Consider the following 22,373-nt stretch of genomic DNA (forward strand, 5'->3'; position numbering starts at 1 on the left):
GACGCACGCATGATGGCTGGAATTCTGGTTTGGTGTGAGATCCGGTTTCGACAAATGGGTGGGACCACTATAATCGGGGCGCATGAGCAGGACGCCCCATCAGATCGAATTGCCGATGAGACCGCCGCAGGGCGGCGAAACACTTTTCGCCTGGCTTTACCGGGAACTGCGGACGGCGATCCTGAGTGGCCGCCTCAAGCCCGGAACCCAGTTGCCTCCGACCCGGACTCTTGCCAGACAATGGGGGATCGCGCGTGGCACGGTGATCCGTGTTTTCGAGCAACTGCTTTCGGAGTCCTATCTCGAGAGCAGGGTCGGGGCGGGGACGACCGTGAACCACAAGCTGCCGGACGATTATTTCAACGCTGCGGCAAAGGCGGAGACTCCCGCGGTATCCGCGGTGAAAGGAAGGCTTTCCTCACGTGGCGTCGGGATGTCCCGGTCGCCCTTCCTGAATCCCGGGGAAATCCGCACCGTGCGTGCGTTCTCCGCCAGCCAGCCGTCGGTGTCGCATTTTCCCCCTGATCTCTGGAGCCGTCTGGGCGCCCGGCGGATGAGGCTCGCCTCGCGCGAGATGCTTCTGGCCGGGGACGTGCTGGGCTACCGTCCGTTGCGCGAGGCCATCGCGGCGCATCTCGGCTCGACCCGTGGGGTGGTGTGTGATGTGGACCAGGTGATGATTGTTTCCGGCACGCAGCAGGCGCTGGACCTGGTCGCGAGGATCACCCTCGATCCGGGCGACGAGGTCTGGATGGAAGATCCGGGCTACCCGGGGGCGACCGGTGTTTTCCGGGCGGCGGGTGCGAAGCTGGTCCCCGTGCCGGTGGACAGGAACGGCATGAAGGTGGCGGAAGGGCTGAGGCGCGCGCCCGCCGCGAAGCTCGCCTACGTCACCCCGGCCAACCAGTTTCCGCTCTGCGTCACGCTGCCGCTGGAGCGCAGGCTCAAGCTGTTGGAGTGGTCCCGGAACACCGGAGCATGGATTTTTGAAGATGATTACGACACCGAGTTCCGTTTTGACGGACGTCCGCTCACCGCGATGCAGGGGCTGGCTCCTGATGGAAACGTGATCTTTTCCGGCAGTTTCAGCAAGATGCTCTTCCCCTCGCTCCGGATGGGCTACCTCGTGCTGCCCCCGCATCTGGTGGAGCCGATGCGCGGCGCGCGGTCGCTCACCGACCGGTTCGGTCCCATGATCGAACAGGCTGTCCTGAGCGATTTCATCTCGGAAGGGCATTTCGGCCGTTACCTGAGGCGGATGCGGCAGATCTACGGCGAGAACCTGGATGTGCTGATGACGGAGTCAGGCCGGGAATGGGGGGATCGTCTGGTGCTCCAGCCCGCACAGGCCGGGCTTCAGACGATCGGCTGGCTGGCGGACGGCCGGGATGATGTGGAGTTCTGCCGTGCCGCCCAAGGATGTGGAGTGGCCGTCCTGCCGTTGTCCGCATGGGCGTTGCGATGGAAGCAGCGGTCCGGCATCCAGGTGGGATTCGCCGCCGTGGGCCAGGAGGAAATTCGACGGGGGGTCCGGGCGCTCGCAACGTTGCTTTGATTCGAAACACATGAAAAAGGAGCGGCGATTCCGGGAATCACCGCTCCTTTGAGAATTCGTTGTCGTGGCTTACAAAACTTCAGTTCGCAGCCTTGATTTCAAGATTGGTGAAGCGGACGTGGGTATCGACCACCCGCACGCCGACGCTGCCGCTGGTGTAGGTGTCGTCTTTTGCGGTGAGCACGGCTTTGCCATCGAGCGAGATTTTGATCTCGGGACCGGATGCGGAGACGGAGAGTTTCAGGTCCGCCTTTGTGTCGATGCTTACCGGGGCACGGGAAATCTCCGTCCACTTGCTGCCATCGGTCTTGCCGAGGACCACCACCTTGTCACGGGGGATCAGTCCGGCGAAGTAGCCTTTCTGGGCGTCGAAACCCACGGATGGGAAGGTCGTGCGGAATAACAGGCCGGCGTCGCGGTCACCCTTGACGAAGCTGAAAGTGGTGGTGGCTTCGAAGTCGGTGAAATTGCCGCCGTCGAGCACGAGTTTTTCGCCGCTGCGATAGGTGTTAACGGGATCCGCCGGAGGTCTGCCGAGCTGCAGGCCGTCCTTGTCGAAATTCATGAATTGGAGGTGTCCGTAGTAGGACAGCTCCTTCGGCTGGCCTTTGGTGAAATCAAGTGACAAAGGCAGGACCGGCTTCGGAACGACCTCGCCGGACGGACGGGGTTGTTCGACACCCGGGGCCACGGGGTTGCCGAAGTTCGGGAAACCCTTGTCATCGAAGGTGAACGGCTGGATGGAAACCGAACGTCGCCAGCCGCTGTTGCGGTCCCTTTTCGAGTGGAAGACGTGCCACCATTCCTTGCCATCCGGGCTTTTTACGAAGCAGCTGTGGCCGACGCCATAGGTCGAGTCGTTCCCCTTGAAAACCGGTTCGGGGTGCTTGGTCCATGAGGCGGGGTCCAGCGGGTCCTGGCCGGTGAGCTCCAGCAGACCCAGCTTGTAGGTGGGCAGCCAGGAGGCGGCGGTGGAGTAGGTCACGAAGGTGCGGCCGCCGTTCTGGAGGATCTGCGGGCCCTCGGCGAGTCCGCGGGATTCCTGTTTCTCCTCGGTGCGCTCCCAAAGGTAGGTGTCGTTCTTGGCAAGCAGGACACGGGGGCCGGCGAGCTCGGTGGGCGACTTCATCGGGGCGATGTAGAGGAACTGTTGGTCGGTGCCGGGGGCGTCCCAGCCGGACCAGATCGCGTAGCGCTTGCCGCCTTGTTCCAGCACGGTCATGTCGATGGCCCAGACGTTCGGGCTTTTGCCGTCCTTGCCGTCGCCGGTCGGCAGCGGGCCGTGGACGGTATAGGGGCTGAGGGGATCGGCGTCGCGCGAGCGAAGGACGTAGGCCAGGTGGTTGGCGTTCTTGCCATCGGAGGCGGCCACGTAGATGTGCCAGTGACCGTCGAGGAAATGGATCTCAGGCGCCCACACTTCCTTGGAATAAGGGCCTTTCTCAGGTGCCGTCCAGACGACGTGCCGGGTGCCGATGGAGGTCAGGCGGTCGGAAATCCACAAGGCGACGCCCTGGTTGCTTTCGGAATGGCACCAGATGTATTTGTCGCCGTATTTCGTGACCCACGGGTCCGCGCCCTCGCTGATCGGGTTGACGAAGGTCTCGGCGGCGGAGGCGGCGAAGCACACGAAGGTGGAAAGGCAGATGAGAAGGGGGCGGAGCAGCATGTGTTTGTCAGGATGGGTGCTGGAGGTTGTTTTTCGGCTGGCGGACCGAAGGCCGGGCCGGCGGGTGGTCTGTTAGATCCCGGAAAATGTAGTTTTGGAGCGGACCGCTGCCAAGGTTCTTTTATCTCGTTTTCCCGCGTCGGGAGACCCATGGCAAAGTGCAATCCCTATCCCGCAACTTGCAATTGTGGTGGGCACCGGAGTTCCGGAGAACCCTGTGTTACCAATGGTTCCGGCTCGCCGCCGGAATGGCACCCGGTCTGCGAGGGGTGGGGAGCAAACCGGCACAGCACCCATAGAAAATGGATACTCCACATTCCTCCGCTTCTCCCCGTCCCGCCCTCATCCCGATGGGAAAACCAAGGATTCATGACGTCGTCATCGCGGGAGGAGGTCCCGCCGGACTCAGCGCCGCGCTGCTGCTGGGCCGTTGCATGCGGGATGTGATCCTGTGCGACGGCGGGAATGCGGAACCCGGGACGTTCCCTTCCACCGGCGGATTTCTCGGGCTGGACGGCTGCAACCCCATCGATCTGATCCGTGTCGGCCGCGAGCAATGCAAGAAGTTCGATACGGTGGCGCACGTGGATTCAAGCATCGGAAATGTGGAGCGCAGCATCACCGGGTTCAGGGTCCATTTCACCGATGGAATGGTTGTTGAAACCCGTAGCATGCTGATCGCCTCCGACCTGATCACCAGTCTGCCGGACATCACCGGTGCCAAGGAATTCCACGGGACGACCTTCCACCAATACCCGCATTGTGACGGCTGGGACCACCGGGGCCAGAAGCTGGCCGTGCTGGGTGGCGGCAACCACGCGGTTGTGCTGGCACTGAAACTCCTTACCTGGAGCGATCAGGTGACGCTCTTCACGAACGGTGAAAGCATCTGCAATTCGTCGCGCCAGCATCTGGCTGAAAAAAGGATCCGCGTCGAAACCCGGCCGGTCCGCGCTCTCGAGGGCGAGGGAGGCATTCTCAAGCAAGTGCGGATGGCGGACGACGGAGCCGTCGACTGCGAGGCGCTTTTTTACCCGACGCCCGCCATGCCACATTCGGATCTGGCGGCCCGTCTTGGTTGCCACCCCGGCCATTCGGGACGGAACAGCCATTCACAAACCGGCTGCGGCACGGCGGTCCAAGGCTTGTTCATCGTCGGAAATCCTTCCCGCCCGGCGGAAATGGCCATCATTTCCGCAGCGGAAGGCGTCAAGGCCGCCGAAGCGATCCATCAATGGCTTTCCCAAGCCGACCAATCCTATCTCGCTGTCAAAATCGCATAACCCCATGGACCAACAACTCGAACGCTATCTGAACGATCATCTCGCAGGCTCTTCCGGAGCCATCCTGATGATCCAAAATTTTGCCGAAACCGTGGAGCATCCCGAAGCACGGGATTTCTTCATCAAGCTCAAGCAGGATGTCGAAAACGATCGCGAGCTGCTCAAGCGCCTGCTCGAAACCGCCGGGATGCGATCCAGCACGGTTTTGAATGTCGCGGGTGATCTGACCGCCAGGGTGGGTTTTCTCAAGCTGATGTGGGAGGGATTCGAACCGGGCAAGCTCGGCTTGTTCGAAGGGTTGGAAATGCTGGCACTGGGGGTCCAGGGAAAGCGTCTGTTGTGGCTCGCGCTGCAGGAAATCTCGGCATGGTACCCGGAATGGAGCGATGTGGATTTCCGGGAACTCGAGCTGGAAGCCATCAAACAACGGGACGGAGTCGAATTCTGGCGTATCGAAGCCGCGAGGGACGCGCTGCCGGACATCGACCGCCGCACCCGGGCATTGGAGAAGGTGGGATGACGAACATCTGCGAGGACACCTGATGGGGAGGTTTCCTGAGCATTGTGAAGAAGAGAAAGAGGAATTTTCTGAAGCTGTCGTCACCGAAGATTGCGGCCCTCACCCTTGACGTTGAAGTGGATCCCGGTAGCTTCAATGAAATTTTGGGTGAAAAAATCATGAAAAAAACCGCATCTTCATCTTCCCCACGTCGTTCTCCATCAGTGGCCGCCCCTGTTGCGGAGCTGCAGGAGGAAGGGGATTACAAGGTTCTTCTCGCAGCCCTCACTTCGTTCAAACGCGGAGATTTCACCGTCCGTCTGCCCGAAGACTGGACCGGTGTGGCCGGAAAGGTCGCGGATACGTTCAACGAGGTCATCACCCGCAACCAGGAGATGGCGAACGAACTGGCCCGCATCGGCGAGGTCGTCGGTGTGGATGGCCGGATCGGCCAGCGGGCTTCCTTGGGCGAGGTCCAGGGGTCGTGGAGCGCCGCCATCGGCTCGGTGAACAGCCTTGTGGCGAACCTCGTCCAGCCGACCAGCGAGATGGCCCGCGTCATCGGCGCGGTCGCGAAAGGGGACTTGTCCCAAACCATTTCCACAGAGATCGACGGTCGTCCGCTCAAGGGGGAATTCCTCCGCACCGCCCGCACGGTGAACACGATGGTCGAACAACTTGGCGGATTCGCATCGGAAGTGACGCGGGTGGCCCGCGAGGTGGGCACCGAGGGTAAACTCGGCGGACAGGCGAAGGTGAAGGGAGTGGCGGGAACGTGGAAGGACCTCACCGACAACGTGAACCTCATGGCTGGAAACCTGACCGCACAGGTGCGGAACATCGCGACCGTCACGACGGCGGTGGCGAACGGAGACCTGACCAAGAAGATCACCGTCGATGTCCGCGGGGAATTCCTCGAACTGAAGGACACGGTCAACACCATGGTCGGCCAGCTCCGCTCGTTCGCATCGGAAGTGACCCGGGTGGCCCGCGAGGTGGGAACCGAGGGGGCGCTCGGCGGACAGGCGCGGGTGGAAGGGGTTTCCGGAACGTGGAAGGACCTCACCGATTCCGTGAACTCGATGGCGGGCAACCTCACCTCGCAGGTGCGGAACATCGCCGCGGTGACCACTGCGGTTGCCAATGGCGACCTGTCCAAGAAGATCACCGTGGACGTCAAAGGCGAGATCCTCGAGCTGAAGAACACCATCAACACCATGGTGGACCAGCTCGGATCGTTCGCATCGGAAGTGACGCGGGTGGCCCGCGAGGTGGGAACCGAAGGAAAACTCGGAGGCCAGGCGAAGGTGTCCGGTGTGGCGGGAACGTGGAAGGACCTCACCGATTCCGTGAATTCCATGGCGGGCAACCTCACCGCGCAGGTGCGGAACATCGCGAACGTGACCACCGCCGTTGCGAACGGCGACCTTTCCAAGAAGATCACCGTGGATGTGAAGGGCGAGATCCTCGAACTGAAGGACACCATCAACACCATGGTGGACCAGCTCCGGTCGTTCGCGTCGGAAGTGACCCGGGTGGCCCGCGAGGTGGGCACCGAGGGAAAACTCGGCGGCCAGGCGGAAGTGTCCGGTGTGGCAGGAACGTGGAAGGACCTCACCGACAACGTGAACATGATGGCGGGCAACCTCACCGACCAGGTGCGGAACATCGCGGACGTGACCACCGCCATCGCGAAAGGCGACCTTTCCAAGAAGATCACCGTGGATGTGAAGGGCGAGATCCTTCAGATGAAAAACACCATCAACACCATGGTGGACCAGCTCAGCTCGTTCGCGGACGAAGTGACGCGGGTGGCCCGCGAGGTGGGATCGGAAGGAAAGCTCGGCGGCCAGGCGGACGTGCGCGGCGTCGCGGGAACGTGGAAGGACCTCACCGACTCCGTGAACTTCATGGGAGGCAACCTCACCGCACAGGTGCGGAACATCGCCGAGGTGACCACGGCGGTGGCCCGTGGCGACCTTTCCAAGAAGATCACCGTGGATGTCAAAGGTGAGATCCTCGAACTGAAGAATACCATCAACACCATGGTGGACCAGCTCGGATCGTTCGCATCGGAAGTGACGCGGGTGGCCCGCGAGGTGGGAACCGAAGGAAAACTCGGCGGTCAGGCCGAGGTGTCCGGTGTGGCGGGAACGTGGAAGGACCTGACGGACTCCGTTAACTCGATGGCGGGCAACCTCACCGACCAGGTGCGGAACATCGCGGACGTGACGACGGCGGTGGCGAACGGCGACCTTTCCAAGAAAGTCACCGTGCTTGTCCGTGGCGAGATTCTCCAGCTCAAGGACACGGTGAACACCATGGTGGATCAGCTCAACTCCTTCGCATCGGAAGTGACGCGGGTGGCCCGCGAGGTGGGAACCGAAGGAAAACTCGGCGGCCAGGCAGAAGTGCGCGACGTGGCGGGAACGTGGAAGGATCTGACGGACTCCGTGAACTCGATGGCGGGCAACCTCACCAACCAGGTGCGGAACATCGCGGACGTGACCACGGCGGTGGCCCGTGGCGACCTTTCCAAGAAGATCACCGTGGATGTCAAAGGCGAGATCCTCGAGCTGAAGAACACCATCAACACCATGGTGGACCAGCTCGGATCGTTCGCGGCGGAAGTCACCCGGGTGGCCCGCGAGGTGGGCACCGAAGGAAACCTCGGCGGCCAGGCCGAGGTGAAGGGCGTGGCGGGAACGTGGAAGGACCTGACGGACTCCGTGAACTCGATGGCGGGCAACCTCACCGACCAGGTGCGTAACATCGCGAACGTCACAAAGGCGGTCGCCGCCGGAAACCTTTCCAAGAAGATCACGGTGGACGTGCGCGGGGAAATTCTCGAACTCAAGGACACCATCAACACCATGGTGGACCAGCTCCGGTCATTCGCATCGGAAGTGACGCGGGTGGCCCGCGAGGTGGGCTCGGAAGGGGCTCTCGGCGGTCAGGCGCGGGTGGAAGGCGTCTCGGGAACGTGGAAGGACCTCACCGACTCCGTGAACTTCATGGCCTCGAACCTCACCACCCAGGTGCGGAACATCGCGGCGGTGACCACTGCGGTTGCCAATGGCGACCTTTCCAAGAAAATCACCGTGGATGTCAAAGGCGAGATCCTCGAACTCAAGGACACGGTCAACACCATGGTGGACCAGCTCAACTCCTTCGCATCGGAAGTGACCCGGGTGGCCCGCGAGGTGGGCACCGAAGGGAAACTCGGCGGACAGGCCGAGGTGAAAGGCGTGGCGGGAACGTGGAAGGACCTCACCGACTCCGTGAACTCGATGGCGGGCAACCTCACCAACCAGGTGCGAAGCGTGGCCAAGGTCGTTACCGCGGTCGCGAAAGGCGAGCTGAACCAGAAACTCATGGTGGAGGCGAAGGGCGAGATCGCCGAGCTCGCGGACACCATCAACAGCATGACCAGCACGCTCGCCACCTTCGCCGAGCAGGTCACCAGCGTGGCGCGCGAAGTGGGTGTGGAAGGAAAACTCGGAGGCCAGGCACACGTGCCGGGTGCCTCCGGAACCTGGCTGGACCTCACCGACAACGTGAACCAGCTCGCCGCGAATCTCACGACCCAGCTCCGTGCCATCGCGGATGTGGCGACGGCGGTGACGAAGGGTGATCTCACCCAGAGTATCCAGGTCGCCGCCAGCGGCGAGGTCGCCTTCGTAAAGGACAACATCAACGAGATGATCCGCAACCTGAAGGACACGACCTCGCGGAACGAGGAGCAGGACTGGCTGAAAACCAACCTCGCGAAGTTCACCCGGATGCTCCAGGGCCAGAAGGATTTCCTCACCGTCGGCCAGCTCATCCTTTCGGAACTCGCGCCGGTCGTTTCCGCCCAGCACGGGATCTTCTACATCATGGACAGCGAGGCGAGCGAACCCGAGCTCCGCCTGCTCGCCAGCTACGCCTACAGCGAGCGGAAGAACGTCAGCAACCGCTACCAATTGGGAGAAAGCCTTGTCGGCCAGGCCGCGCTGGAAAAGCAGCCGATCCTGCTGACGAACGTCCCGAGCGACTACATTCATATCAGCTCCGGTCTGGGGCAGGCCCCGCCGCTCAACATAATGGTGCTGCCGATCGTTTTCGAAGGAAACGTCAAGGCCGTCATCGAGCTGGCGTCGTTCGAGCGGTTCAGCGCCACGCACGAGGCGTTCCTCGGCCAGCTCGCGGAGAGTATCGGCATCGTGCTCAACACCATCAAGGCCAGCACGCTTACGGAGGATCTTCTCAAGCAGTCGCAGTCCCTCGCCGGCGAACTGCAGAGCCGTCAGGAGGAGCTGGAACAGACCAACGAGGAGCTTCAGGAGAAAGCCGCCCAGCTCGCGGAACAAAACGCCGAGGTGGAACGCAAGAACAGCGAGGTGGAACAGGCGCGGATGGCGTTGGAAGGAAAAGCGAAGCAGCTCTCCCTCACCTCCCGCTACAAGTCCGAGTTCCTCGCGAACATGTCGCACGAGCTCCGCACGCCGCTCAACAGCCTGCTCATCCTGGCGGACCAGCTCGGCTCGAACTACGAAGGAAACCTCACGCCCAAGCAGGTCGAGTTCGCCCGCACCATCCTCGGCTCCGGCCGCGACCTGCTGCGCCTCATCAATGACATCCTCGACCTCTCGAAGATCGAGTCCGGAAACTTCACGGTTTCCGTGGCGGAGGTGAAATTGAAGGATCTCTACGAAAACATCGACCGCACCTTCCGCCACGTCGCGCAGGAGAAGGGGATCGATTTCATCTTCGACGTCGCCGCCAACCTGCCGGACACGATTTTCACGGACGAACAGCGGCTCGACCAGGTTCTCAAGAACCTCGTTTCGAATGCGCTCAAGTTCACGGACCGTGGCCGCGTCACCTTCAAGGTCGCCGCGGTGAATTCCGGCTGGAGCACGGATCGCACGCTGCTCTCGGGGGCTTCCCAGGTGCTGGCTTTCACCATCACGGACTCGGGGATCGGAATCCCGGAGGACAAGCAGATGGTCATTTTCGAAGCCTTCCAGCAGGCGGACGGCAGCACCAGCCGCCGCTATGGCGGCACCGGCCTCGGCCTCGCCATCAGCCGCGAGCTTTCCCGTCTGCTGGGTGGGGAGATCCGTGTGGAAAGCCAGGAGGGCAAGGGGAGTTCGTTCACTCTCTACCTGCCCTACCGTCCGGCGGGCGCGACGGACGAGTCCATCAACGCCCAGCGGAACCTCCTCGGGCAGATCTCGGACGAAGACCTGCGCAACGATCACACCGTTCAGGAAACCACCTTCTCCGACGACCGCCAGAACCTCACCCCCGGAGACAGCGTGGTGCTGATCGTGGAGGATGATCTTCCTTTCGCGCAGCTGCTGCTGGACACGGCCCGCGCGCAGGGACTGAAGGGTATCGTGACATCCCGCGGCTACAAGGCGCTCGCCTATGCCCGCGAGTTCAGCCCCATCGGCATCACCCTGGATGTCACCCTGCCGGATGTCAGCGGCTGGCGCGTGCTGAACCGTCTGAAGAGCGATCTGGCCACCCGCCACATTCCCGTGCTCGTGGTATCCGCGGACAGGGAACCCGAAAACGCCCTCAAGCAGGGAGCGTTTTCCTACTATCACAAGCCGCTGGAACAGGACGAGATCGTCTCCGTGTTCGAACGCATCCGGGATTTCCAAAAGACTCCGCACGGGACGCTCCTGGTGGTGGAGGACGACGAACTCCAGCGTGACCAGATCCGCGAACTCATCGGAAACGGCACCGCCAAGCTCACGCTGGTGGAGACCGGCGAGCAGGCGCTGGAAGCCCTCGCCGACCAGCGGTTCGACTGTGTTGTCATCGACCTCCTCCTGCCCGACGTTTCCGGTTTCGATCTCATCGAGCAGGTCCGCAAGCTCTACCCGCAGCTTTCCATCATCGTTTACACGGCGAAGGTTCTCGATGCGGAGGAGGAACGGCGTCTCAACCACATGGCGCAGACCATCATCGTCAAGGACGTTCGCAGCCCGGACCGTCTCTACGACCAGGTCGCGCTCTGGCTCCACCGCGAGGTTTCGCAACTCCCCGCCGCCGGGCGCGAGATCATCCAGCGCCTGAATGACCCGAACTCGCTTCTGGAAGGGAAGAAGGTGCTCATCGTGGATGACGACATCCGCAACATCTTCGCGATGACCAGCCTGCTGGAACGCCAGAAGATGGTGATCCTCTCCGCGGAGCGCGGCCAGCACGCGCTGGAGATCCTGCAGGAGGTGGAGGACATCGACGTGGTGCTCATGGACATCATGATGCCGGAAATGGACGGCTACGAGATCATGAGCGCCATCCGGAATCTCTATGGATTCAAGGAACTTCCGATCATCGCCCTCACGGCGAAGGCCATGAAGGGCGACCGCGAGAAATGCATCGAGGCCGGAGCCTCCGACTACATTTCCAAGCCCGTGGACACGGACCGTCTCCTCTTGTTGTTGCGGACCTGGCTTTTCCGCTGAATATCCCGGACATTCACCTCCGCATCATTCATGGAAGAATTCTCAGACAAGGTCCGCATCCTGGTGGTGGACGACCGCCCGGACAAGCTGCTCGCCCTCAGGTCGATGTTGGGCCAGTGGGAGGAGAATCTTGTCTGTGTGAGATCCGGGAACGAGGCGCTGCGGGAAATCCTGAAGAGGGATTTCGCGGTGATCCTGCTGGATGTGAACATGCCGATCATGGACGGCTTCGAGACCGCCGCACTGATCCGCAAGCGCCAGCGCTCGGAAACCACGCCCATCATCTTCATCAGCGCGGTGAACGACGCGGAAACCCACGTATCGCGCGGCTACTCGCTCGGAGCCGTGGACTACATCCTCACCCCGGTCGTGCCGGAGATCCTGAGGGCGAAGATCGCCGTGTTCGTGGATCTCTTCCGCAAGACCGAGCAGGTGAAGCACCAGGCGGAGGAGCACGCGAAGTTCCTGCAGGAGCAGGCGGCACGCCTGGAGGCGGAGGCCGGGCAGGAACGCTTCGCCTTCCTCGCGGAGGCGGGCATCGTCCTGGCTGGTTCGCTGGACATGCAGGTCACTTTGGAAAACCTCGCCCGGCTCGTGGTTCCACGGCTGGGACATTTCTGCATCGTCAACCAGTTGGATGAGGACGGCGAACTGAAACAGATCGCCGCGGCGCATCGCGATCCCGAAAAGGAACGGCTCCTGCTTGACCTGGAATATCCGAAACGGGGCGAGACCCTCCACGCCGCCCTGCGCGTCATCGAGTCGCGCCAGCTCGAATATCAGAACGATCTGGACGAGGGAATGATCGACTCGCTTTTTGCGGGTGTTTACCGGAACGCGGTGAAGGAGCTCGCGCCACGCGCCTACATCGCACTCCCGATCATGGCCCGGGACAACATCATCGGGTCCATCACTATGGTCCGGACCGGGGATGATGCCTCGTATTCCCCTGCTGAAATCTCCCTCGCCACCGTGCTCGCCCAGCGGATCGCCTTCGCTCTCGACAACGCGTCGCTCTATCTGGCCGCGCACCGCGCCAAGGAGGAAGCTGAAGCCGCGAACCGGGCGAAGGACCGCTTCCTCGCGATGCTCAGCCATGAGCTCCGCACGCCTCTGACGCCCGTCATCACTTCCATTCTCAATCTGGAGGCGGACGAATCCGTCCAGCCACAGGTGAGGCAGGCGCTCCAGGTCATGCGGCGGAACGTGGAGCTGGAATCACGGCTCATCGATGACCTGCTGGATCTGACACGGGTGGGCAGCGGCAAGATCCATCTCAACATCGAAACCGTGGACGCCCAGTCCCTGTTGGAAAACGCGGTGGAGATCTGCCGGCCGGACATTGCTTCCAAGTCGCTCTCCCTCACCTTGCGCCTGCAGGCGGAGGATTCCCATGTCGAGGGGGATCCGGCGAGGATGCAGCAGATTTTCTGGAACCTCATCCGGAATGCGATGAAGTTCACCCACCAGGGTGGCATTTCCGTCCAAACCCACAACCAGGACGGACGTTTCCACATCCAGATCAGCGATACCGGAATCGGTATGGAAAGCGAGCTCATCGAGCGGATTTTCAAACCCTTCGAGCAGGGGGAAAACGGCCGTTATGGGGGGCTGGGTCTGGGACTGACTATCACCAGCTCGCTCGTGGATATTCACGAGGGCGAGATTTCCGTGACAAGCGGGGGCCCGGGAACGGGTTCCACCTTCTCGGTGAGTTTCCCCATCGTGGCGGCTCCTACGGAAAAGGACCCGGCTTCGGCCTCACCGTCTCAGGGATCCGTGACTCCGCTGCGCGTGCTGCTGGTGGAGGATCATGCCGACACGAACGAAACCCTCACCATGTTGTTGAAGTTGCGCGGCTATTCCGTGGTTTCCGCCATGAACGTGCGCTCCGCCGTTGAAATCGCCAACGAAGAGGAATTCGACGTCCTCCTCAGCGATCTCGGCCTGCCGGATGGCGAGGCGAAGGAGGTGCTGCAGGTGGTGGCCAGCCGTTACGGCACCATTGGTATCGCGCTCAGCGGCTTCGGAATGGATCATGACATCCAGGCTAGCAAGGAAAACGGTTTCAGCCACCATCTGGTGAAACCGGTGCAGGTGGGTCGTCTGGATGCGTTGCTGCGGGAGATTTCCGCCAATCTGGCCGCCTGTGAGTGAGAGATCGGCTGTCTTGATGCGAGGATTGTGGGGGATGATGAGGATCCGGAGGACCTTTTGACGCGGAATCACGAAGTTTTCCCTGCGACTGGATACCCGGAGATAACTACCTGAGCTTTTCCGTTGCCAGCAGGGCCGGACCTGTTCATCAGGTCCCATGGATCGGACTAAAAAAAGGCGGTGTGGGTAATGGTCCTGAGGATTGGAATCCCTGTTTTTGGATAGAAGGAGGAGGGATGAATCCGTCTCCATCACCCTGACCGGGCGGTGCGGTGGGATCGGTTGGTGGAATCCGGACTTGGAGACAGGATGTTTTCATAAGGCATTTATTTTTAGTTTTTTGAAAGAAATCGAGAAGCGGGCTTTTTGCACGATGATGTCAGTCATTCCTAAAAAAATTGCGCAAAAATCCTGCAAATTAAGCAGGTTTTTATTTGAGTTCTAACAGATTTCTAACAAAAATGCTTGAGTTTCGTGAGAATTTAGGAAACGCTGAAATTCAACTAAGACAAGATTTTAAGTCTCCTTGTCCGTTTCTCCCCCAGATCACTTCACTCTCCCTCTCTCTTTCCCGATTTTCCTGTCCGCATGACACCGGCACGGTCCGGATGTCTTTCCGAGTTCTCCAACGTTTTCACCTCCCCATGAAACTTTATCGACACAACATATTCGCCGCCAATATTTTATCAGCCTTAACCATCGGCGGAGGCTGTCTCATGCCGACCGGCATGGCCCAGAATGGCTCCGCCGGAACTTCTGGAAATGTGTTGGCTCAAGGACAGACCGGGCTGAATGCCGGAGTCGTGACCGGTGGAGTGGGAGGAGCTGGCAATACCGGAGTTTCGGGGCTGGCCGGCGGTATTGGAGGAGCCGGGGCGAAAGGAAATGATGGTGCGGCGGGAGCGAATGGGAGCAATGGCACGACGGGAGCAAACGGCGTCACCATTTCCCAAGCGCAGAACGGTGCGAATGGCACCACCGGGAAGAATGGAAGCGCCGGAGCCACGGGCACGGCGGGTTCGGCCGGGACCAAGGGCGAGAGCGGTGCGACCGGGACGACCGGTACCACAGGTGTCGTTGGATTGGATGGAGCGTCGCTCGGTGTCACAGGGCATGGAACCAACGGCTCCGTGGGAACGACGGGAACCGCCGGTCTGTCAGCTGTGGGAGCGAACGGTCTGACCGGAGCGAATGGTCCGAACGGTACGAAGGGGACCAACGGTGGTTTGGCCGCCACTGGAGGAAACGGTGCGGCGGGTGGATCCGGATCCGGTGGGACGGACGGATTGGTCGGGAATGCGGGCACGGGAGGTTCGCTCGGTGGCACGGGATTTGCCGGATCGGTTGGCGGAACCGGAGTGACCGGTTCCACAGGCGGCACGGGAAGCGCCGGTGAAGCGGGTGAGAACGGAGCCGCTGGCGGCAATGGCGTTCGGGGTGCCGACGGCGCGGGTGGACTTGTCGGAGCCGATGGGACCGCCGGGGCGAACGGCCTTGCCGGGGCCGACGGAACGAAGGGGGCCGCTGGCAGCGCCGGAACCAAGGGCGCGGATGGCGGGAATGGAGGAAACGGCGGAGCTGGCTACTTGGTTGGTAAAAATGCGGTTTTAACAAATCAGGGTGCCATTGTCGGCGGTGCGGGATCCGTCGGCGCGAATGGTGGTACCGGCGGTGCCGGTGGCGACGGCGGAGCTGGAGGTGCGGGTGGTGCCGGAGGTGTTGGCGGCACCGGCGGTGTCGGTGGAACCGGCGGCAATGGTTCGGCTGGCGAGGCGGGTGGTAATGGCGGCACAGGGGGGAACGGCGGAAATGGCGGCACCGGAGGAACGGGCGGGGTCGGAGGAATCGGAGGAGCCGGCGGCGATGGTGGCACCGGCGGTACTGGCGGCGGCGGCGGAGCCGGCGGAAACGGCAGCGCGGGCGGAAACGGCGGCACCGGAGGAACGGGTGGCGTGGGCGGTGCCGGAGGTGACAGCATTGGCGGACACGGGGGGAATGGAGGAAACGGCAAGAGTGGTGATGCGGGCGATGACGCGGTCCCCGGATCAGGAGGAAGTGGTGTGGATGGTGCGAGCGGCGGAAATGGTGGAAATGGGGGTAACGGCGGAAAAGGTGGCGTCGCTGGCAACGGTGGTGCCGGAGGCGTCGGCGGGACTGGCGGCAACGGCGGCAAGGGAGGGGACGCGGGCAATGGCGGCTTGGGCGGAACGGGAGGCATCGGTGGCCAGGGCGGAATCGGTGGTGCCGGCGGCATCGGAGGAACGGGAGGAATCGGCGGTCACGGCGGAAATGCCGGGAACGGAGGAAACGGTGCGAATGGCGGTAACGGCGGCAGCGGGGCCAACGGAGGCTCCGGCGGAGCGGGCGGTATCGGTGGTCGCGCCGGAAACGGTGCCTCGGGAGGCGACGCGGGCAACGGTGGTGCCGGAGGAAATGGCGGGAATGGCGGGAATGGCGGCGTGGGAGTTGCTCTGGACAAAGGGGCGACATTGCGGAATTTCGGAACGATCTCCGGTGGCATCGGTGGTGTCGCAGGACTTGGTGCGGGTGGTGGCTTGGCTGGCAAGGCGGGGGCTGGCGGTGCGGGTGGCATCGGCGGAGCTCTCGGAGCCGGAGGCGCGGGTGGAATAGGAGGAACCGCGGGTGCCGGCGGCGTCGGTGGTCTGGGAGGAAGCGCGGGAAGTTCGGGTTCCGGTGGGCTGGGCGGAGCCGGAGGGCTCGGCGGCGGCGGCGGTCTCGCGGGGACGGGCGGTTCCGGGGGAACCGGCGGTTCCGGGGGCACCGGAGGTACCGGCGGCACGGGAGGAAACGCAGGCGGTGGCGGTGCCGGAGGCCTTGGTGGCACCGGAGGAACCAGTGCTGGCGGATCCGGAGGCAAGGGCGGTCTCGCGGGAACCGGAGGCAAGGGAGGAGCGGGAGATGATCCCGGAGAGGATGGGGAAGATGGCGTGGACGGAGTGGCGGGAACCAACGGCACGAGCGGAACCGCAGGCACTCAAGGCGGTCATGGAATTTCAGGGGGAACCGGCAACGCCGGTACCGCGGGAACCAATGGAACGTCAGGCACGAATGGAGCCAACGGAGTCAAAGGTGCGGATGGCCTGGCCGGTATGGCGGGTAGCCAAGGTGTTTCCGGAAACAGCGGAGCCGACGGACTCGCGGGCGCGACCGCCAGTGCGGGAACCACAGGCCTGGCGGGCGGCTCGGGTAGCAACGGAGCCGTCGGTACCAAGGGGCTCGACGGCGCCAACGGACAATCCGGAACTGCGGGAAACGCGGGGGCTGCCGGAACGAACGGAGCATCCGGCACGGCGGGCGGAACCGGTCTCGGCGGTGTGGGTATCGTCGCCAACGGAAACACCACCGTCATCAACGACGGCACCATTTCGGGCGGGCTTTCAGCCGACGGCCTGACCCGGGCGAATGCGATTGAATTCACGGGAGGAGGGAACCGTTTGGAAATTCACGCCGTCTCTTTCATCAACGGCAAGGTGGTCGCCTCTCAAACCGGTTCCGGATTGAATGCCGGTCCTGCGGCGGTCGGTGCCGCGAGCGGCGTTGGAGGAGACACACTCGCCCTCGGCGGAGATATCAACGATACTTTCGACATTTCAAAAATCGGCGACCAATTCGTCAATTTCAGCCAGTTCGAAAAAACGGGAGACAGCACTTGGACGCTCACCGGAACGACCGGCGAGGTCACTCCTTGGAAACTCGCCGGAGGCATCCTGTCGGTTTCCGAGGAAGGGAATCTCGGCGATGCCGCGGGTGGACTGACCTTTGACGGTGGCACGCTGCGGATCACCGGAACCACCTATGACACCACCGGTCGCACGATCACACTGGCGGATGGAGGGGCGGGTCTCGATATTGCCAATCCTTCGCATACCTTCACCCTCAGCCAATCCATCACCGGCACCGGAGGGCTGACGAAATACGGCGATGGCACCCTGGTCCTCAATGGGATCAACACCTACACCGGCTTGACGAAGATCAGCGATGGCACCTTCATCCTCGGGGATTCCATCGGCAGCAAGAACGCCTTCCTCGGAGGAAGCGTTTCCATCGACCATGGCGGAACCTTCGGCGGCTATGGTAAAATCAACGGAGATCTCGCCAACAACGGCACCATCTCCGCGGGATTCCCCGCGGGCAGCATCGGCAGGATGTCCATCGGCGGCGACTACGTCCAAGGAGTCAATGGAACGCTGGTGGTCGATGTCAACCAGACGACCTTGGAAACAGACAGGCTGGTCGTCGGCGGCACCGCGACATTGGCAGGGGCCATCCACGTCAACGCCGTCGACAACAGCGCCTGGCGGACCTCCCATGTCATCGTCGATGCGGCGGGCGGCGTGACCGGCACATTCAGCACGATCACGGACAATTATGCGAACATCGATGTCGTGGCGACCTACAATTCCAATACCGCGGTCATCGACCTGATCCGGAATGACATCAAGTTCGGTGTGATATCCGGCCGGACCCACAACCAGCACTCGACCGCCGTCGCCTTGGACGGACTTCCCCGGGATGGGGCGATCTATCGGAACATCATCCTCGCCGGTGAGGCGAACATCGGAGATTCCCTCGACCAGCTTTCCGGAGAAATCCATGCGGATGTGGGGTCCGTGTTTCTGGCGTCGGAACGGGTCACCCGTGGAATCCTCGCTGACAACATCCGGGACACCGTCCGCGATTCTCGCGAAAGCGGCGTGAGAAAATCCTATGTCGCCGATTATGGAGACAGCAAATCTTCCGCCGGCGGATCCGCTTCCTCCTTCCGGCAAACCCAGTTCGATTTCTGGGCCGAGGCGGTGGGGGACGAGCTTTCGCTCAAGAGTGACGGCAACGCCGCCGCCACGGATCAGAACCTCGCGGGTATTTTCGTGGGAGGCAACGCGATGCTGGGCGGTGGTTGGGAAGCGGGAGGAGCTTATGGATATTCCGGAGCGGATATCAGTGTGAACGGCCGCAACTCCAGCGCGGATGTCACGAACAACACGCTGGGTCTCACTCTCGGCAAGTCATGGGAGGTCGCCGAAGATGTGGTGAGCTTCTTCATCGGCGGTGCCTACACACGCAGCGGGGTGGATTCCGAGCGCCATGTCTCGGTGGGAAATCTCAATGAAACGCTCACGGCGGACTATGATGTGGATACCGCCCAGATTTTCGCGGAGGTCGCCTATCAGATGACCCTCGCGCGGAGAAGCTCCATCGAGCCGTTCCTCGGTCTGGGGTATACATCCGTGGATGGAGACGATTACCGCGAGAGCGGCGGAGTCACCGCCCTCAGCGGCGGGGGCATGGGTGGGGATCAGATCAACACCACCCTGGGCCTTCGTTTCCGTCAGGATTTCGAGCTGCGGACCCTTCCCGCGTGGTTCCACGCCAGCGCCGGTTGGCTGCACAACTTCGGTGATGAGGGAGGGGCTGTGAGCAACTCGTTCATCGGTGGCACTCCGTTCAACATCAGGGGTGCCTCCATCGACAGGGATATGGGAACGATCGATGCCGGAGTGGGCGTGAAGCTCAACGATTCCATGACCGTCGGAACTTCCTATCTCGGGAGTTTTTCGGAAAGTTTCCAAGAAAACACCTATCGCGTCGGACTGGACTGGAAGTTCTGAACCATTTCGAAATGAAATACTCCCTCCCCCTTTTTTTCGCCGGAGCGGTCTGTTTGCTCACCTCGTGTGAAAAAGACCGGGAAACCACTGCGATGGTCGCACCGGAGGCCGTCCTCCCTTCACTTGATTCCCAGTGGAATGAAGGGGATTTCACCCCATGGATGAGTCGTGCCGAACTGCAGCATTTCCAAAACACCAGTCCTTCCGATCAATACTTCGCCCATGTCGAGGGGCGGAACCGTTCCGGCCGTCTGGAATACCGCGCGGTGGTCATGCCGTTCGGCGGGGCGCAATACGAACAGTGGGCGGTGTTCTGGGGAATCGATGAAGAGGAGTTGTTCAAGTGTGAGATGAATCTTTTGGCAAACGGCTTTTTCCGCCAGGACACCCAGGTCTTCGCCGACCAAACGGGAAAGTCCGTTCATCAGATCGTTTGGCTGAAACCGAAAACATCTGTCGGAGATCAGGACCGGATCGTCGGGGAACCACAACAGAACCCCGACCCGGAAACCATCCCAGACCCATCACCGCCGGAAGCCACTCCCCTGTCATCCTCTGCCACCGCTCCCGACATTGGAACCGCCGCGGAGACAGCGGTTCGAGATGCGCCCGTGGCCACGCCTGTCACTGAAGGTCCGGTCAAGAACGATGCCGCTTCGGATATCCCTCCGGCCCCGGTTTCGGCCCCGGCGGTTTCGAGAAACTCCGTCCACATCGTCCGGCAGGGAGACACCTTGGGGAAAATCGCAAAAAGCCGGAAGGTTTCGGTGGCGGAGTTGAAGGCGATCAACCACCTGAAGTCCGACGTCCTGAGGATCGGGCAGAGATTGCAGCTCTCCACGACGGAGAGGTGAGGGTGGAAGTCATTTCCATTGATTCCGTCCGGGTGTTCCACACACTCCGGTCCATGAACGAAGCCACCGAACGTCCGGCAGGACCCAGAGAGTCCTCACTGTGTCCCTGTAAAAGCCGGGAAACCTACGCCAACTGCTGCCTGCCGTTCCACCTCGGCCGGGCGAAACCGGACACCGCCGAGCAGCTCATGCGTTCGCGCTACAGCGCGTTCTTCTTCCGTTTGGTCGATTATCTTGTTTCCTCCCATCATCCGGATACGAGGGAAAAGGATTTGAAAACACGTCTGGAAGAGGCCATCCATGAACCGAACTGGCGGTTCCTCACCATCCTCAGCTCTTCCAAGGGCGGGCCGGACGACAAGGTTGGGAAGGTGGAGTTCGTCGCCGAATATTTTGAGGACGGGCAACCCCACGAGCTTCATGAACGGTCCCGCTTCAAGCGCCACAAGGGTGTGTGGAAATATCTTGATGGCAAGGGGTGATAGCCATCATTTGTCCGACAGGTCCATGCCCTGACAGGGCATCATGCCACCCGGTGGAACGCCACGGTGCGGTCGGAAAGCAGCCCCATTCCGGCCAACGCGGCGAGAATGTAGGTCTTGTTCTGGTTCCGCAACACGGCCACCGGGTCGGGGTAAGCGGCGGGGTTCTCGCCTGCGAGTTCGGTCACCTTGCGCCCCAGGTCCGCGAATTCCTCCGGGGAAAGGGATCTAGCCAAGGGGACCGGATGATAGGGATAGGGCGGCCTCACATTGGTGTGCCAGCAGATGTGCGTTTCCCGGCTCACGGGAAACGGCGGGACGTAGGGTGCGCCATTGTCATCCTGTTCCGGCAGCAGGTGGAACCTGCGTTGATTCACGGACAAAGGAGTGTCGCGGAATTCGTTGTAAGTGCAGTAGGCACGCTCCTCACCCGCGAAACCGGGAAGCCAGAGGAAGGCCTGGCTCGAGGGGAAGAGATCATGCGCGGAAGGGATGGTTGGATCTGAGGCAAGAGACGCATTCATACGAATGGCATCCATATTGCAGTTGGAATGCCGAAGTGGCCGTTTAAACGCGGAGCCTTGTTTTCTAAGGGAAAAAGCGCGATCTGGTCTTCAAAAAATGACCTTGCCGGTGCGTTGCCGCATGATTGATCGTGCAGAATGCGAACCGGGTCACGTCCGCCATCCGCTTTGCCCGTAACAGCCAAGATGGAGGGAATGGTTTTACATTCCTCCAGCCGGTCATTTTCATAATAAGGGGACTTGTCACGGCTCCGTGGACTGCGTGCGGCTCGCTGCCGCTTTCATCTGCCAGCTCGCTGGCCGGGACGGAGGTTCGAATTCATAGGGCGCGCCTCCCCTTGTGCGACAGCCTGCGGAGCAATCAATTATCAGCTGTGGTTCCGCCGTGTCAGCAAGCTGGCTACAGAAAGCGGCAGCGGGCTGCGCGCATTCCGAAATGCTTCGTCGGCTCCCATCGGCACTTTATTTTCGGAAACTGGTCTCATTCCAACCGGCTGGCTGCGGCACGATAGGAAAGAAATCCGGTGATCTCGGACTCCGCACGGGTTTTCAATTCTCCGTCGGGGAAGTTTTCCACCCATGCGACGGCGGCGGATTCATCCGATCTCAGCCAGTGGTGGAGCACGGTCATGATCGCTTCGTCCTGCGCTTGGCCTGGCGGAAGTTGTTCGGTCACGAGCCGTGCGGCGGTTGCCGGATCGATTTCGGCCCGCGCGCTGAGGATCTGCAGCAGGGCATTCTCCTGCTCCGTTTGGGCAGGCAGGCGGAGCGCCCATTCCATGGCAGCCTGGACGTCGGTCTTGCCCCATTGTCCGGAAATCGCGTCCACGATTCCTTGTGAAAGGTGGTGACGTTCGGCCAATCCGATTGCCAGGAGGGGATTCTTTTTCCCCCAAGCGACCGCGATCAGGTTCAGCGCCACCTCCCGCTCCGGCTCCGACACGAGTGATTCCGCCCAACGGACGGCCTTCTGAGGATCGTCCGTCGCCCGCCGGTTGGCGAGTTGGCGCAAGGCCGACTCTCTTTTGGCTCCGGCGGGGATTTTTTCAAATGCCACTTCCTCATTCCCGTCACGCGATCCGGCCCGATGATGACGATGGACCGCTGGCGAACCGTCGTCGGGCGGAGTCCGTCCGATGCCCCCGCCATCCTCTTGCGAGGATGGAAGGTGGATGACGGCGGAAATTGTGATCGCCACGACGGCGATCCCCGCGCAACCGAGCAAGAAGGGTTTCATGGGAATGGGAGTGGATTTT

General features: G+C 61.7%; 11 protein-coding genes. 8 read left to right on the top strand and 3 right to left on the bottom strand.

The genetic code is table 11. The annotated features are described in order from the left end of the window. The first annotated feature begins 82 nt into the window (after positions 1 to 82). A complete protein-coding gene (pdxR, locus tag JIN84_RS15455) occupies positions 83 to 1,555 on the top strand; it encodes a MocR-like pyridoxine biosynthesis transcription factor PdxR (protein WP_200351942.1) in 1,473 nt (490 codons plus the stop codon). Between the two features lie 79 nt (positions 1,556 to 1,634). Here the strand turns inward: pdxR and JIN84_RS15460 are convergent, their stop codons facing one another. Continuing rightward, positions 1,635 to 3,224, bottom strand: a complete 1,590-nt coding sequence (locus tag JIN84_RS15460) for a family 43 glycosylhydrolase (protein ID WP_200351943.1) — start codon at positions 3,222 to 3,224, stop codon at positions 1,635 to 1,637. Positions 3,225 to 3,526: 302 nt separating this feature from the next. Between JIN84_RS15460 and JIN84_RS15465 the strand changes: the two genes are divergently transcribed. From JIN84_RS15465 to JIN84_RS15495, 7 genes are all read left to right on the top strand, one after another. After that, the gene (locus JIN84_RS15465; RefSeq protein ID WP_200351944.1) at positions 3,527 to 4,507 is read left to right on the top strand and encodes an NAD(P)/FAD-dependent oxidoreductase; all 981 of its coding nucleotides are present in this window, start codon (positions 3,527 to 3,529) and stop codon (positions 4,505 to 4,507) included. 4 nt (positions 4,508 to 4,511) lie between these two features. Then, the gene (locus JIN84_RS15470) at positions 4,512 to 5,027 is read left to right on the top strand and encodes a hypothetical protein (protein WP_200351945.1); all 516 of its coding nucleotides are present in this window, start codon (positions 4,512 to 4,514) and stop codon (positions 5,025 to 5,027) included. Between the two features lie 158 nt (positions 5,028 to 5,185). Then, on the top strand, positions 5,186 to 11,470 hold the full coding sequence (locus tag JIN84_RS15475; RefSeq protein WP_200351946.1) for a HAMP domain-containing protein: 6,285 nt from the start codon (positions 5,186 to 5,188) through the stop codon (positions 11,468 to 11,470). A 30-nt stretch (positions 11,471 to 11,500) separates the two neighbouring features. Further along, positions 11,501 to 13,627, top strand: coding sequence for a response regulator (locus tag JIN84_RS15480; protein WP_200351947.1), 2,127 nt, complete (start codon positions 11,501 to 11,503; stop codon positions 13,625 to 13,627). Between the two features lie 644 nt (positions 13,628 to 14,271). Then, positions 14,272 to 19,257 carry an autotransporter outer membrane beta-barrel domain-containing protein gene (locus tag JIN84_RS15485; protein WP_200351948.1) on the top strand — a complete coding sequence of 1,662 codons (4,986 nt, stop codon included), beginning with the start codon at positions 14,272 to 14,274 and terminating at the stop codon, positions 19,255 to 19,257. Between the two features lie 11 nt (positions 19,258 to 19,268). Continuing rightward, entirely contained in the window at positions 19,269 to 20,111 is an 843-nt protein-coding gene (locus JIN84_RS15490) for a LysM peptidoglycan-binding domain-containing protein (protein ID WP_200351949.1), read from the top strand. 53 nt (positions 20,112 to 20,164) lie between these two features. Beyond that, positions 20,165 to 20,593 carry a YchJ family protein gene (locus JIN84_RS15495; RefSeq protein ID WP_200351950.1) on the top strand — a complete coding sequence of 143 codons (429 nt, stop codon included), beginning with the start codon at positions 20,165 to 20,167 and terminating at the stop codon, positions 20,591 to 20,593. 41 nt (positions 20,594 to 20,634) lie between these two features. Here JIN84_RS15495 and JIN84_RS15500 read toward each other — a convergent pair whose 3' ends face one another. Both JIN84_RS15500 and JIN84_RS15505 read right to left on the bottom strand, forming a co-directional pair. Further along, positions 20,635 to 21,117 (bottom strand): hypothetical protein, encoded by a 483-nt coding sequence (locus JIN84_RS15500; protein ID WP_200351951.1) that lies wholly within the window; start codon positions 21,115 to 21,117, stop codon positions 20,635 to 20,637. A gap of 481 nt (positions 21,118 to 21,598) precedes the next feature. Further along, entirely contained in the window at positions 21,599 to 22,354 is a 756-nt protein-coding gene (locus JIN84_RS15505) for a hypothetical protein (RefSeq protein ID WP_200351952.1), read from the bottom strand. Positions 22,355 to 22,373 lie beyond the last annotated feature (19 nt).

This window comes from Luteolibacter yonseiensis, from assembly GCF_016595465.1.
Taxonomy (GTDB): domain Bacteria; phylum Verrucomicrobiota; class Verrucomicrobiia; order Verrucomicrobiales; family Akkermansiaceae; genus Luteolibacter; species Luteolibacter yonseiensis.